Here is a 12,261-nt window from a genome sequence, read left to right as displayed (position 1 = left end):
TGCGCCCAAGAAAGGGGATCAGACCAACCAGGCCTTTTGGAAGGTTCGTGACCTCCGAGACCTGGTGGCAACGGGCGCAACCAGGGAGGACCCAGACTTCGGCCAACATATCCGCGACTATCTGGCGGCGACCGAGGAAGCACAGGCGGCCATGCGCCGGGATCTTGGTACCTCCTGGCCGCAACGTGATCAGGGCTCGACTGCGCCCGGGTGTGATGCCTGACCCGCCAGCCAGCTCTGCCGCTCAGCCGGCCATTTCAAGCGCCGTAGGAGACGTCTTCGGCCGGGGTGGAGTAGTCACCGGCGTCGGCGTCCGGGTCGAAGTCCAGGGCCAGGAGGTAGCGGATGCCGCCTTGGGTCTGGACGGTGGTGGTGTCCTCGCGCGGGGAGTCTGGGGTGGCGACGTGGGAGTCGGGGTGGTTGAGGATCGCTGCGGCGAGGGCCTCGGTGCGCGCCGGGGAGGGCAGGACGTCGTCCGTAGTCGGTTCGACGTCCTGCAGGGTGAGGTCGAAGCCGTTGCCCGCCAGCGTGGTGAAGGTGACGCGGTCCTCGCCGGGTTCGGCGTGGGCGCCCAGGACGTGCGGGCTATCGCGCAGCGCGTCGGCGATGCGGACGGCGTCGTGGTCGGCGTCGAGGAGTGGGCTCTTGTCGCGATCGATGGCCGGTGGGACCGAGCGTTTCACTTGGCGGGCTTCGCCATCCACGATGCTCAGCGTCATCGGGCCAGAGCCCGTCGGGTGTACAGCGTGCACGAGATGCGGCCCAACCAGCCACCGCAGGACCCCGACGGTGACAAGTGCGCGGATGACCACAGGGCAGACAGCTCCCAGTCGCCCTCCCGTCGTCCGCAGCTATCGCCGACAACCGGCCGCCTCTTCAGGGCACCGACGGTCTACGCGTACGGCTGCTTCTCCGTTCACTCGTGAGGGGTAGCCGGGCGTCGGGGGCCCTCTGCCGGGACCTGCGACTGGCACGCTGTGGTGGCATGACAACTACCAGCAACAACGCGATCATCGAGGAGTTCCGGCGCATGGACGCCGACGGCGACGGAGTCGTCGACCTCACCGACTTCCTGCGTGCGCCACGTAAGCTCCTCGCCACCCTCGGAGTCCCGGAGGATGCCCCCAAGGCCCAGGCCCTGATTCGGGCCAATGAGACCCAGTGGGGCTTCTTCCTCTCTCTGGGCGACGCCGACGGCGACGGGGTCCTGACCGCTGACGAGTATGTGACCACCCGCACCTCGCCCGAATTCCGTTCCCCGAACCGTCCGGGCAAGGGGGAGGTCTGCCAGACCCTCTTCGCCGTCCTCGACAGTGATGACGACGGCACCATCAGCGAGGACGAGTTTCTCCACGCGGCCGGCTTCCTGTGCATGCCGCCGACCGAGGCGTCGGCCTACTTCGCGACGCTCGACAGCGATAACGACGGACAGCTGAGCAGCAAGGAGTTCCTGAAGGCGGTCAAGCGCTTCTACACGAGCTGAACAGACATAGGCAGTCCGTGGAGGCCACCCGTCACTGGGGGCCTCCACCCTGTGTGGCCCCTCTGGGAATGGCTCCGCACCCGGCAGCCGAGCCAGAGCGTGAGGCTGGATCACAGCCACGGGGGGGGTGCGTGCGCAAGTCAGGGCGCCGACGCTCACCCCGAGATGACGACGCGCACGGTGGCACCGCGGGCAGTCGCTGTTCACCTGGCGCCTCTGCTGGCGCAGACGGCGGCCCCGAGCCTCCGTTGGTCCTTGTTCGGGATGATCGCCACAGTGCGGAGCATTGCTCGGGCTGCCCGAGTGCATCCGCTCGCCGACCGAGACGCTCAGCCGCCGACTCAAGCACTCACCCGCCAAGTGGAACGCTCAGTCCCAGCCGGTGTGACGTAGCGCTTCGGTCGGCGAGTTGAGCGTTGTGGTCGGCGAGCGAGCTGATCTCGCCCCCGACACGGGGCCTCTCGCCGCCCGAATCGACCGAGACGCCGCAGCCCAACCCACCCGGGGTCATGGTGCATGAGCAGACAGGGCTCATGTGTCGGGGTGTCGTTAAGGCTCCGCGTCAGGACCGGGCGAGGACGCAGAACTCGTGGCCCTCCGGGCCGGCCAGGCACCTCCACGGGACGTCGCCCTGGCCCACGTGGGCGGGCGGGGTCAGTACCTGTGGCGGTAGCGGTCCGCTTCGGGGTCGGTATACGGCTCCCAGAGGGCCTCTGTGGGGCGGGAGAAGGACCCTCCGCGCTCCCACCGGGGTGCGCCCGTCACAGCAGCCACGCGATGGATGGGTACCGTCAGCGGCTGGTGGCAGCCGGCCGCGTGGAAGTCGTCTGAATTTCCTTGTCTGCTCCTGGTCACGCAGGGAACGCGCTAGAAGCCATCCACGCCCAGTTCGGTGATGCCTGCGTAGAGCCAGCTCCACACCATGCCGCTGTGCGTCTTCGGGTCGAACAGGCCCGGGGCCAGCTCGTCCATCTCATCCAGGAACACCCGCGCCACTGCCTCCTGGTCCTCCTCCACCGGATAGGGGTGCCAGCAGGCGTTGCTGTAGCGGTAGACGGCCTCGAGGATGCGAGTGAAGACATCGAGGTCTGGCGCGAGCGGCACCAGCACCCGGTCCGTCGGCCCGTCCAGTCGGCTCCAGATGTGCACGGACCCGTCGTGGCGGTGCAGATACAGCTCGCCGTAGTCGCACGCGCCGAAGGCGATCAGGTCCGCGGCGGCCACACCGCTGAGCAGGCCGTCCTCGGGCAGGGCGCCGTCGGCCGGGGACCGCATGGCGTCGGCCGAATGGGTCTTGTACTCGGCCCCGTGGCACACCCACCATGCGGGCAGGCCGATGTCCCGCAAGTGCTGTCTGCTTCCCGGGTGTTCGAGCCCCTCGGGCAGTGCGCTCTCGGGTATGCGAACCACGTGCCGCTCCCCGAAGGCGTCGTCGACCCGGGCCGCGGTGAGCGGACCCGTCGGCCGCCGCTGCGCCAGTTCAAGGCCGGGCGGCGGTTCTTCGGACGACGTGGGGTCGATCCCGCCACGCGGCCAGTCCCGCAGCACCTCCGCGTCTGTCTCGAGCACCGCTATGCCGTGCGTGTTCTCGACGAGATGGCGGATCCTGCCGCCCACGGCGGCGAACGCAACGGCGCCTTCCCAGCTCTCCGGGGCGCTCAGCTCCCAGTTGTCCAGCTCCGGCGCATCAAGCGCCTCCGGTGACCATGGCGCTTCTGTCAGCGCTCCTTCGTCCCGGACCTTCACCCTCCGGCCCGTCTCCGCATCGAGCCAAAGCGGGCCACGCTGGTCGACCACCTCGACGAGCTCCCGGCCCTCGTACAGGCGGCGGTGGACCTGGTAATAGTCGCCGTTCAGGCTCGGGTGGGCCATGAACCAGTTGGCCGGCCGCCACCAAGCCCACACTGTTCGCCACGGCATCCCCGGCTCGGCCGTCGCGATCCACTCGGCGTACTCCTCGTGGCCGGTCGCCTTCGCCGCGAAGTGCAGCCAGGAGGCGAACTCGGCGGGCGCCACGTCCGCGTCGCCGAAGATCGCTTCGGCCTGCAGGAAGACCTCGCGCCCCACGTCCGCGCCCTTCGCAGCGGCGATGTGGTCGCGCACCGCCGTGCGATCAGCGGTCAACAGCCGTGCGGGGTCGGCCAGTATGTCGTCCAGCTCCTCACTCATGCGGCCATCCTGCCACCCACCACCGACACCCATCACCCGGGATCGGAGGCTTGCGACCATGCATGACGCCATGGCATCAGGCCGGTTGCAAGGGTGCTGTGGTCATCCCGGTGGGCGTAGCTCGGCGCACTCGTCGGTGAAGGCGCAGAGCCCGCGGATCAGGCTCAGGTAAGTGGCGGAGCCCTCGGCACACTGCCTAGCGGATATGCCTTGGAGGCACTGGTGCCACAGGCCGTCTGGAGCCAGAAAGTGCGCGGCCTGGTTGGCACCGAGGTTCAGGTCGATGTACTGAAGGGCGCCCAGAGCCACGGGCTGGTCGTAGGCGAGGTCGGCGCGGGCAGGTAGCGATCAAGGTAGGCAGTCAACAGATCAGCGTCGTCCGGCGTGCCGAAGGTGGCCAAGGCTACGCAATATGCCAAGCCCGCACAGCAGACCTCGCTGGCCAGCAGGAGCTCCCCGAGACGCTCGCGGAACTCGGTCCGGCGAGACAGCGATGAGCCATGCGGCGGTCCTTCGCTCACGCCACCCGCCCTCAAGAAGAGTGACGAGCTCGTGCGCGGTGATGAGCTCGGCGTCCTCGGCAAGACTTCGCGCGAATCGGTCGTACTCGGGTTCTTCCAGGCGCAGCAAGCTACCGCTGAGCTTCAGGTAGCGGCGGCCGGGCGTAACGTAGCGGCGGACCAGGTTCAGCAGTTCGGCGTCCTCGTAGGCATGGCGCACCACAGGATCTTGACTCGCCGAGCGCAATCGGACCAGCCCTTTTCTCGACGTCACGCCGCTCGCCGACACACGCGATCAGGCGCACAACATCGCTGGAGTGGGGGTCCCACGTCGTCCTTGTCGGCGCCGTCTGCCGAGGCGAGCAAGGCGCTCCGCCACGGGGAGGGCTGACGACTGCCATGCTTCCGACGGGCTAGGTGCCAAGTAGCTTGTTTCACTGGTGACTACGGTGCCTTGCCCATGGGAAATTGCAGGTCATGAGCGGTTGAGTTGGCAGGCGCGCAACTCAACCGCCCGTGGCCGTGAGCACGGCCCGCGCATGGCGCGGGCGAAACGGCGGCCGTCGGATAACCAACGTCCGCGCCCGCCCGTCCCGGCCGGGACGGGCCGGTTCAGCCGCGGAGGAGTTCGGCGACGTGGGCGTAGGAGTCGTCCGCGTAGCCGGCCGCCATGCCCCGGCGGGCGATGTCGTGGGCGGCGGAGATAACTGTGCTGTCGACGCCCCGACTGCGGGAGGCGTCGAGGACGTGGGACATGATGGCCGCCGCCGAACGGAGGTTGGAGCCCCCGGCGGGATAGCTGCCTGTGTCGACCTGCTCGGCGAAGGCGTCGATCACGTCGGGCAGGAGACCGGCAACTCCCTTGGCGTAGGGGGCAAGATCGGAGGCGGTGACGCCCTCGGCCCTGGCGAGGGCGAAGGCGTGGACGACGCCGGTCAGTGCCGTCCAGAAGATGTCGAGCAGCGCGACGTCGTGCGCCCCCGCACGCCCCGGGTCCGTGCCCAGGTGCACGCAGGTGCCGCCGACGGCCTGGAGGGTGTACCGGTGGAGTTCGTACAGGTCGGCCGGGCCGCTGTGGAGGACCAGGGTGGACGGGCCGCCGACGAGGTAGGTCGGAACCATGATTGCCCCGTCGAGGTAGTTGATGCCGTGCGAGGCCGCCCACTCGGCGGTGGCGCGGGCGTCGTCGGGAGTGCCAGCGGTGAGGTTGGCCAGGGTGCGGCCCTTGAGCGCGGCGGTGTGCGGGGCGGTGACGGCGTGGACGGCGTCGTAGTCCAGCACGCAGATCACCACGAGGTCGCTCGCCGCGATCGCCTCACCGGCGGTCGCGGCCTCGACGCCGCCGCTCTCCACCAGGCCGTCCGCCCGGCCCGGGGTACGGTTCCACACGGTTGTGGGATGGCCAGCGGCCAAGAACGAGGACGCCAGGGCCCGGCCCATCGGGCCCAGGCCGAGAACGGTGACGGGGGAAGCAGACATGGGGAACTCCGAGGTCGTGACGGTGACCGATCCGCACACGTGCGGCATGGGCGTGGCCGTCGGGGTGTTCGAGGGCAAGTGGAAGTCGTTCATCATGTGGGCGCTCGCCGACGGTCCGCGCCGTTTCGGGGAGACCAGGCGACTGGTCACCGGCATCAGTGAGAAGGTGCTGACCCAGCAGCTTCGGCAGCTCCGGGCGGACGGGATCGTGCACCGGGAGGACTACGACGAGGTGCCGCCCCGGGTCGAGTACTCGCTGACCGTGCAGGGCCGTCGGCTCTACGAACTGCTGGAACTGCTCTCAGCCTGGGGACGGGACCACCTGACCGCGGGGGCAGAGTCGGAAACGGACGAGGGACTTGGCGCGCCTCCACCAGAATCCCTGGCCGCCGGTTCTTGATCAAGTACGTACCTTCAGGTACGTGCCACGTCCCGTCCCGGAGCTCGGCGTTCGCGGCCCCCGGCGCGGTCCGCACCCGGCGAGCGACGGGCCGGCTGGCCGCTCGCCGGGTGCGGGATCCGGTGGGGCGGCGGGCGGCGGGTGGCGGGCGGCCCCTACCGCTGGAAGGTCCACAGCCTTGCCTTCGAGGGCGAACGCGACACGGCCGGCGCCCTGGGTCGTCGGGGAACCCGTCGCCCGCGCCATCAAGGTGCTGGAAGCCCTCCCCGACCAGAAGCGGACTACCTTCTTCTCTGCCCTCGGTGACGGCCCCCGGGGCGCAGAAGGCGACGTTCTCCGCGATGACCGGCAATGCGACGAACCAGCAGCTCAACCGCTTGGTCACACACGTTGCGGCTCATGAGGACGAGGTGTCTTGGTCCGAGCAGGAGGCGCTGGGGCACCTTGCCACCCTGAGCATCCAGACCAGAAGAAAGGCTGCCTAGCGGCTACGGCGTGCGAGCAGACCGAGCCACGCGTAGGCGCGGACGGTGCTGGCCGTAACGCCGAGTACGGCGGCCGTCTCTTCGTCGTTGAGGAGGTCGTCGGGATGTTCTCCGGCGGGCAGCACGGGAATGGGTCTGCCCGCGAGGTAGGCACGAGCTTGAGCGAGGTCATAGATCAGGATGCGGCTGCGAGGAAAGACGCTTGCTACACGCTGACGAAAGGCGGGGGCATCGCGTCGCTGCCAAGTGGCAACAGGCACGCCGGCCTGCTGGGCGATGTCGGCCTCATTGAGCACTGGCCGGTTGCGGGGGATCACAATGGTGTTCCTTGAGCAGCTGTCGGGTCACGGACGGGGCCTTGTAGGCTGGTGGTACTTCCTTACGCTGGCGTTCCGCCGGCACGGGTGTTGGTCAAGGCCCGGTGGTGTGCCGAGTCGCTCCGTGTGAGCGGCTCTCCGCCGGCCCTTTCATCAGTTCCCTCTTCCAGCGGCGGACTTCGCGCGGACTGCGGAGCCTGACCACCTCGACGCCGCGATCGGCTGTCTCAGCTACCTGTTGGGCGTAGCGGGGCCGGTTGTTCCGGTACTTGCGGATGGCGGTGCGCAGCAGCGACCGGCGGCTGAAGAATGCCTTGCTCCAGGTCAGCCGCTTTGCTTGTGGGCTGTCCTCGTGTCCTGCTGCTGGGCGGGCGTAGCCGGTGCGGCCGCGACCTTGCGGGTCTCGCGCATTATCAGCAGACCGTTGACCACCATCAGTGTCGCCGTCAGGCCGTGGACGCAGAGCGCGGTGGCCACGGAGCCGTGGTGGGCCAGCACGGTGGCCATGTCGCCGTACGCGGCGAGGGCCTCCACCAGCAGCACCCAGCCCAGCGCCCGGCGGTGGCCGGTCACCAGCAGGATGCCCAGGACCAGGGCCAAGACAACGTCGCGGATTCCCTTGATGATCAGGAAGCCGTCGCCGTCGCCGGACGGCCAGCTCGGCAGGCCGAAGCCCGGCGCCGTCGTCTCCGGGCTCAGGATGAACTCCACCCCGAACCAGAGGATGAAGAGGATGAAGGCGGCGGCCAGGACGGTGTTGATCTTCTTCAGCGACATTGTTCTTCTCCTTGCGAGTCTTCGTCAGCTTGGTGAGCTTCGTGGAGCTTGCCGAGTCGTGTGGGGCCTGATCAGGCCGCGCGGACGCGGCTGATCGAGGGGCGTAGTTTGTCGGGATCGGAGTTGTGGGATCTGAGCGGCAGCTACATTTCCCGAATGTCGGCATTTCGGTGGCCAGCTGCCGCCCGGGGAGTGGGGATTGTGCGCCACCGGCGCGGCGTAGGCCCGCAGGGTCAGTAATCCGAAGCCCTGTCGGGCTCACCCCGACGGGGCGAAAGCCGTCGACATACAGGGGCGAACCAGCGCATGTCGGGGCGGCTTTGGTGTCAGGTGAGGGCGGCGACGAGCAGGGTGAAGGCGGCGATGATGACGGCGACGCGGACGTAGTGGAAGCGGTCCCAGCGGTTCATCTGCTGCTTCCAGTCGGCGGGCCGGTTGTCAGGGGTCCACGTCTTGTTCCGGTTGTTGATCGGGACGAGCAGCAGGAGCGACATGATCACGCTGAGGGCCAGCAGCGCGCCGGCGGTGACGACGAGGCCGGCGCCTTGGTGGTGCCATCCGGCGATGGCCCAGACTGCGGCGAGGACGAGCGAGCTGATGTACCAGACCGGCATCACTGCGCCGAGCATCCGGCCCCCGTGGGCATGGCCGAGCTGGCCACTGTCCTCGGGGAGTGCGTTGAGGATCGGGTTAATGACGAAGGCGACGGAGAACTCCACCCCCACCATCAGGCCGACGACCACGGTGGTGAACACCTCGAGTGCGTTGAGCATGATGACCCCTCCTGGGATCTAGCGCCGCTAGATGATGAGGCAACGCTAGTACTGCTGCCGCTCGATTGTCTAGCGATGCTAGGATCGAATCATGTCGGTACAGGAACGCAAGCAGCGCGAACGGGCGGAGCGCGAGCGACTCATCGTGGCAACGGCCCGCGAACTCGCCGAGCAACAGGGCTGGGACGCGGTCACCACCCGTCGGCTCGCCGAACGCATCGAATACAGCCAGCCCGTCCTCTACAGCCACTTCCGCGGCAAACGCGAGATCATCGGCGCCGTCGCCCTCCAGGGCGCCACCGAGATGGCCGCGGCTGTGCGGGCCGCAGCCTCCGCTGCGGACGGCCCGCGCGACCGGGTGCGCGCCCTCGCCCGCACCTACCTCGACTTCGCCGCACGCAACCCGGCCGTCTACGACGCCCTGTTCCAGCTCGACGGCGGTCTCGCGTTCGCACAGGAAGACACCCCAGGGCCACTGAAGGACGCCTTCGCTGCTCTGCTGGAGAACCTCGGTGAGGTCGCCGGGGACGGCGTCCATCCGGCGCTGTTCACCGAGGTGTTCTGGGCCGCCCTGCACGGGCAGGCGACCCTGACCCGGGCGGGACGGCTGCCGCCGGAGGACGCCGCGCAGAGGGTGGAGCTGCTGGTGGACCGGCTCGCCGTGGTCTGACACACCGTCCGGCGGGCACACAGCCGGGGCCCTCGGGCCCCGCCGCTGCCTGCCTGCGGCATCGCTTTTGGTCACTCGCGTCCACACGGCGCAGCCGCAGATCGCCGGGCCCCGTACCTCAGACGGGCACCCGCCCCGGAAGCTGCGATGCTCATTGATCACGACCCGATACGCGCCCTAACGCCGCGTCATTCGCCGGTGCCCTCGTCGTCCCCGTCGAGGTGGACGGTCGCCGGGTCACGCAGTGGGCGCAAACCCCCGCGTGGCGAGCGGGCGGCGAAGCTGTAGCGGCCCAGGCAGTTGAGGTTGGCGTGCTTCAGCGGGGAGACCCGGGCCACGTCCTCGTCCAGGACGTCATGCTCCCGCTCCTCGGGCGGCAGGGCCCGCAGGTGGTCGACGGCGGCGTCAGAAATTCCACCGGCACGGCCGGACCGTAGCCCTGCGGCGACCAGCTCAACCGAGCTTTGCCGAACCTCGGCAGAGCCGTTGGACGCTGTGCTAGACGGCAAGATTAGCCCCTAGCGCCAACCGCTGTTCCATTGTTCCCCGGGGCCGGATGGGATTCTGCCCCGTTCACGGGGCGGAGGATGTCAATCCGACCCTGAGATCAGGGGTGGTGTGCGAGGAAGTCGCGGCCGCGCTCGTCGAGCTCGGCCGCTACCTGTACGCCACGGGCCCGGTACGGGCGAAGGTCGGAGCGCAGGGTCCGGACAGCCTTGAGGGTACGGGCGGACTTCACCCCGGCCATGGTGTCGATCGCCCGGCCCCAGGTGGTGCACGCCTGCTCGATGCTGCCCTGCTTGGCCTGGTGTTCGGCCTGGGCGACCAGGTCGAGCGCGATGATCCGCGCGTACGTCGTCCCCGGCTGGCTCGCGGCGGCGGTGGCGTACTGCCGCGCGGCGTTCTTCCGGTCGCCGAGGGTCTCGAACACCTTCGCCGTGCGGGAGTGGACGGTGGCCGCTGGCGGGACCCACACCAGGGCCCAGAACGGGACCTCGTCCCCGGCCCGCACCCCGGCGGCGAGCGCGGCGTGGGCGCGGTCGACGTCGGCGCGGGCCCGCTGCCTCTGGCCGGTCTCGGCAAGTGCGTGCGCGTGCGTGACGGCGAACAGCGCCTCGACCTGGGCGTCGACCCGACCTTTGGCGCGGTCCCATCCGGTCTCTGCGAGGGCCAGGCAGTGCTCGGCCCGGTGCAGCTTCATGCCCTGCTGGGACATCGTGCGCATCACGAAGCCTTCCTGACCGAGTATGCCCGCTGCCCGCGCGAGCGCGAGGGACTGTATGTAGTACCGCTGTGCCAGGCCTTGTTGCCCGCTGTCGTATGCCTTCCAGCCCGCGAGGTGGGCGTCGGCCGAGGCTACCGAGAGCACCTCGGCGCGAACCTCGTCGCTGGCGAAGCGGCCCCGGCACAGCCCGGCAATGTCGGTGACGAGGTACTGCACGAACGCGGAGCGGCCGTGCTGCCCGCCGTGGCGTTCGTCCATGTCCATGAAGAGCTTCACCATGTCGCGGACCGCGGCGACGTCGGCGTGCCCGGCGACGGCGCCGCCGCTGATGGTGCGGGTGCGGGCGGCGGCTTCCTGGACGGTCTCCAGGGGCAGGGCCGCGGCGGCCATGGAGTAGGCGGAGGCGGCCAGGAATCGGCGGCGGTTCACGTCGGCCTCGCCAATGGCGGTGAGCGTCTCGATCGGATCGAAGTCCAGCGTCAGCCCGATACTTTCATTCTCGCCACCGGCTGGCGAACCAAGTCCGAGGTCTTCGCGGGTGATCCGGCGGGCGAGGCGGCGGGACAGGGCCTCGGCCAGGTACCCCGGGGTCGCTCCGGACGGGATCGCGCCGAGCGTCCAGGGGCGTAGTCGTAGACCAGAGCATCCAGCCGTTCCCGGAACGTCGTCCGGACGACGGTTGCTCCGCTGGGCAGAAGGGTTCGGGCCAGTTCGCGTGCGACCCGGACACGGTCAGGCAGTTGGTGGATCACGTGGGACAGCAGGGCCAGGTCGAACCGGACCGCTCCGGGCGCATCCCGAACAGGAAACGCGTCAACCTTGTGCGCCGCACGAGCAGTTCGTACGCGGCCAGGGTCAGACACAGCGAAGCCGCCACGATCAGGGTGTACTTGACCGGGATCGTGGCACCAAGGCCGACCACGCCGTACGCGACCGCCACGACGATCGGCTGGTGCAGCACGTACAACGGCAGTGCGCCGACAGCCAGATAGCCGAACAGCCGTCGGAGCCTGCCGACATCGGCCCCGTCACCGGCCGCCGACACGGGCCGCCGACGCCGGTCGAGCAGCCCGACGATCCCCACGATCCAGCACCAGCCCGCCGCGCCGTACAGCGTGCGAGAGACCATCGCGAGAGCGGTCGGGTCCGTGAAGGGATCGTCCTCGGCCATGAACCCGGGCGCGCAGGCGGCAAAAAGCAGCGGCCCGAGCACCGCCGCCACCACCGCGTCACGGCGCATCGCCGCCCGGAGGCGGTCGTCGGTGGCCAGAACGAATCCGTACAGGAAGAACAGCAGGTACGCCCACCGGTGCCAGCCTCCGTAGTCCTCCTCGAGGCCGAGCAGCGCACTCATCACCGCGAGCGGCACGGCCGGAAGCAGCACCACGCCGCGCCGCTCGGACGCCCTGGCGAGACCGTCACGGATCCGGTGGGCGTGTGCCACGGGAACCCACCGGGCCATCGGCACAAGCAACAGCGAGAACGTGATCAGCAGCACCACGAACCACAGATGCCCCGTCTCGAAGTACTCGCCCTGCACGACGAAGGGGAACGAGGACAGATCCAGGTGTACATCGAAGAAGCGGGGCAGGAAGCGCGGATACGACTCGTCGTAGCCGGGACCCGCGGCCCGCTCCCGCAGCCACTGCGGCACCGGCAGCATCACAGCCGTCGCGAACAACAGAGGTACGCCGAGCCGCAGCAGCCGTTCCGTGGCGAAGCCGGCGGGGCCGCGGCGGCGCAGCGAGTACCAGGAGCCGAGGCCCGCGACGAAGAACAGCATCGGCATTGCCCACACCACACCGAGCCCGGCGATGATCAGGATCGCGTCGGTGGTGTCGCGGTTCTTGACGTAGAAGTCGTCGTCCGTGGCGAAGACCAGCGCCGAGTGGAAGAAGACGAGCCCGATGACGACCAGCGTGCGGATCGCGTCCAGCTCCGTACGCCTCCCCGACGCGGCTCTCGGCTCCGTCATACCGCCTC

13 protein-coding genes and 4 pseudogenes are annotated in these 12,261 nt (G+C 69.2%); 5 read left to right on the top strand and 12 right to left on the bottom strand.

The features are described 5' to 3' along the window. Positions 1 to 223, top strand: a pseudogene (locus J7I98_RS30170) (hypothetical protein); the annotation flags it as partial. Positions 224 to 257: 34 nt separating this feature from the next. Here J7I98_RS30170 and J7I98_RS30165 read toward each other — a convergent pair. Then, positions 258 to 704 (bottom strand): hypothetical protein, encoded by a 447-nt coding sequence (locus tag J7I98_RS30165; RefSeq protein WP_214928208.1) that lies wholly within the window; start codon positions 702 to 704, stop codon positions 258 to 260. 281 nt (positions 705 to 985) lie between these two features. Between J7I98_RS30165 and J7I98_RS30160 the strand changes: the two genes are divergently transcribed. Further along, on the top strand, positions 986 to 1,483 hold the full coding sequence (locus J7I98_RS30160; RefSeq protein WP_214928207.1) for an EF-hand domain-containing protein: 498 nt from the start codon (positions 986 to 988) through the stop codon (positions 1,481 to 1,483). 562 nt (positions 1,484 to 2,045) lie between these two features. Here the strand turns inward: J7I98_RS30160 and J7I98_RS41500 are convergent. The 4 genes and pseudogenes from J7I98_RS41500 to J7I98_RS30145 form a co-directional block, all read right to left on the bottom strand. Beyond that, positions 2,046 to 2,123, bottom strand: a pseudogene (locus J7I98_RS41500) (VOC family protein); the annotation flags it as partial. A gap of 227 nt (positions 2,124 to 2,350) precedes the next feature. Next, positions 2,351 to 3,652: an SUKH-4 family immunity protein gene (locus J7I98_RS30155; RefSeq protein WP_214928206.1), complete on the bottom strand. Its 1,302-nt coding sequence runs from the start codon at positions 3,650 to 3,652 to the stop codon at positions 2,351 to 2,353. A 102-nt stretch (positions 3,653 to 3,754) separates the two neighbouring features. Continuing rightward, positions 3,755 to 4,372, bottom strand: a pseudogene (locus J7I98_RS30150) (DUF6000 family protein). A gap of 392 nt (positions 4,373 to 4,764) precedes the next feature. Then, positions 4,765 to 5,631 carry an NAD(P)-dependent oxidoreductase gene (locus tag J7I98_RS30145; protein WP_214928205.1) on the bottom strand — a complete coding sequence of 289 codons (867 nt, stop codon included), beginning with the start codon at positions 5,629 to 5,631 and terminating at the stop codon, positions 4,765 to 4,767. Between J7I98_RS30145 and J7I98_RS30140 the strand changes: the two genes are divergently transcribed. Beyond that, positions 5,630 to 6,031 (top strand): helix-turn-helix domain-containing protein, encoded by a 402-nt coding sequence (locus tag J7I98_RS30140; protein WP_214928204.1) that lies wholly within the window; start codon positions 5,630 to 5,632, stop codon positions 6,029 to 6,031. The two genes, J7I98_RS30145 and J7I98_RS30140, sit on opposite strands and share 2 nt — an antisense overlap. A 302-nt stretch (positions 6,032 to 6,333) precedes the next feature. Beyond that, positions 6,334 to 6,516, top strand: coding sequence for a TIGR02391 family protein (locus tag J7I98_RS41495; RefSeq protein ID WP_251021426.1), 183 nt, complete (start codon positions 6,334 to 6,336; stop codon positions 6,514 to 6,516). On the opposite strand, the gene J7I98_RS30130 is transcribed toward J7I98_RS41495, so the two are convergent. The 3 genes from J7I98_RS30130 to J7I98_RS30120 form a co-directional block, all read right to left on the bottom strand. Next, positions 6,513 to 6,833 (bottom strand): hypothetical protein, encoded by a 321-nt coding sequence (locus J7I98_RS30130; protein WP_251021425.1) that lies wholly within the window; start codon positions 6,831 to 6,833, stop codon positions 6,513 to 6,515. The genes J7I98_RS41495 and J7I98_RS30130 overlap by 4 nt on opposite strands. Positions 6,834 to 7,157: 324 nt before the next feature. Beyond that, complete coding sequence (locus J7I98_RS30125) at positions 7,158 to 7,610, bottom strand: DUF4267 domain-containing protein (RefSeq protein WP_214928203.1); 453 nt, start codon at positions 7,608 to 7,610, stop codon at positions 7,158 to 7,160. Positions 7,611 to 7,936: 326 nt separating this feature from the next. Beyond that, positions 7,937 to 8,383, bottom strand: coding sequence for a DUF1772 domain-containing protein (locus tag J7I98_RS30120; protein WP_214928202.1), 447 nt, complete (start codon positions 8,381 to 8,383; stop codon positions 7,937 to 7,939). Positions 8,384 to 8,474: 91 nt separating this feature from the next. Here J7I98_RS30120 and J7I98_RS30115 point away from each other — a divergent pair, with 91 nt between their 5' ends. Next, a complete protein-coding gene (locus tag J7I98_RS30115) occupies positions 8,475 to 9,053 on the top strand; it encodes a TetR/AcrR family transcriptional regulator (protein ID WP_214928201.1) in 579 nt (192 codons plus the stop codon). Positions 9,054 to 9,241: 188 nt separating this feature from the next. Here the strand turns inward: J7I98_RS30115 and J7I98_RS30110 are convergent. The 4 genes and pseudogenes from J7I98_RS30110 to J7I98_RS30095 all read right to left on the bottom strand — a co-directional run. Next, positions 9,242 to 9,460, bottom strand: a pseudogene (locus J7I98_RS30110) (hypothetical protein); the annotation flags it as partial. Between the two features lie 200 nt (positions 9,461 to 9,660). After that, positions 9,661 to 10,707, bottom strand: coding sequence for a hypothetical protein (locus J7I98_RS30105; protein ID WP_214928200.1), 1,047 nt, complete (start codon positions 10,705 to 10,707; stop codon positions 9,661 to 9,663). A 50-nt stretch (positions 10,708 to 10,757) separates the two neighbouring features. Next, positions 10,758 to 11,030, bottom strand: coding sequence for a hypothetical protein (locus J7I98_RS41490; RefSeq protein ID WP_308377996.1), 273 nt, complete (start codon positions 11,028 to 11,030; stop codon positions 10,758 to 10,760). Next, positions 11,027 to 12,253, bottom strand: coding sequence for an acyltransferase (locus J7I98_RS30095; protein ID WP_214928199.1), 1,227 nt, complete (start codon positions 12,251 to 12,253; stop codon positions 11,027 to 11,029). Before J7I98_RS30095 ends, J7I98_RS41490 begins: the two co-directional genes overlap by 4 nt. Positions 12,254 to 12,261: the final 8 nt, after the last annotated feature.

Origin of the sequence: Streptomyces sp. ISL-98 (assembly GCF_018614055.1) — a bacterium.
GTDB lineage: Bacteria > Actinomycetota > Actinomycetes > Streptomycetales > Streptomycetaceae > Streptomyces > Streptomyces spiramyceticus.
Note: the sequence above shows the minus strand (reverse complement) of the source record. Positions and strands in the feature narration are given on the sequence as shown.

What these genes read in the sequence shown, in the direction of transcription:
- J7I98_RS30115 (WP_214928201.1), top strand. Translation starts at nt 8,475, where the DNA reads ATGTCGGTACAGGAACGCAAGCAGCGCGAACGGGCGGAGCGCGAGCGA.
- J7I98_RS30095 (WP_214928199.1), bottom strand. Translation starts at nt 12,253, where the DNA reads ATGACGGAGCCGAGAGCCGCGTCGGGGAGGCGTACGGAGCTGGACGCG.
- J7I98_RS30155 (WP_214928206.1), bottom strand. Translation starts at nt 3,652, where the DNA reads ATGAGTGAGGAGCTGGACGACATACTGGCCGACCCCGCACGGCTGTTG.
- J7I98_RS30145 (WP_214928205.1), bottom strand. Translation starts at nt 5,631, where the DNA reads ATGTCTGCTTCCCCCGTCACCGTTCTCGGCCTGGGCCCGATGGGCCGG.
- J7I98_RS30160 (WP_214928207.1), top strand. Translation starts at nt 986, where the DNA reads ATGACAACTACCAGCAACAACGCGATCATCGAGGAGTTCCGGCGCATG.
- J7I98_RS30120 (WP_214928202.1), bottom strand. Translation starts at nt 8,383, where the DNA reads ATGCTCAACGCACTCGAGGTGTTCACCACCGTGGTCGTCGGCCTGATG.
- J7I98_RS30125 (WP_214928203.1), bottom strand. Translation starts at nt 7,610, where the DNA reads ATGTCGCTGAAGAAGATCAACACCGTCCTGGCCGCCGCCTTCATCCTC.
- J7I98_RS30140 (WP_214928204.1), top strand. Translation starts at nt 5,630, where the DNA reads ATGGGGAACTCCGAGGTCGTGACGGTGACCGATCCGCACACGTGCGGC.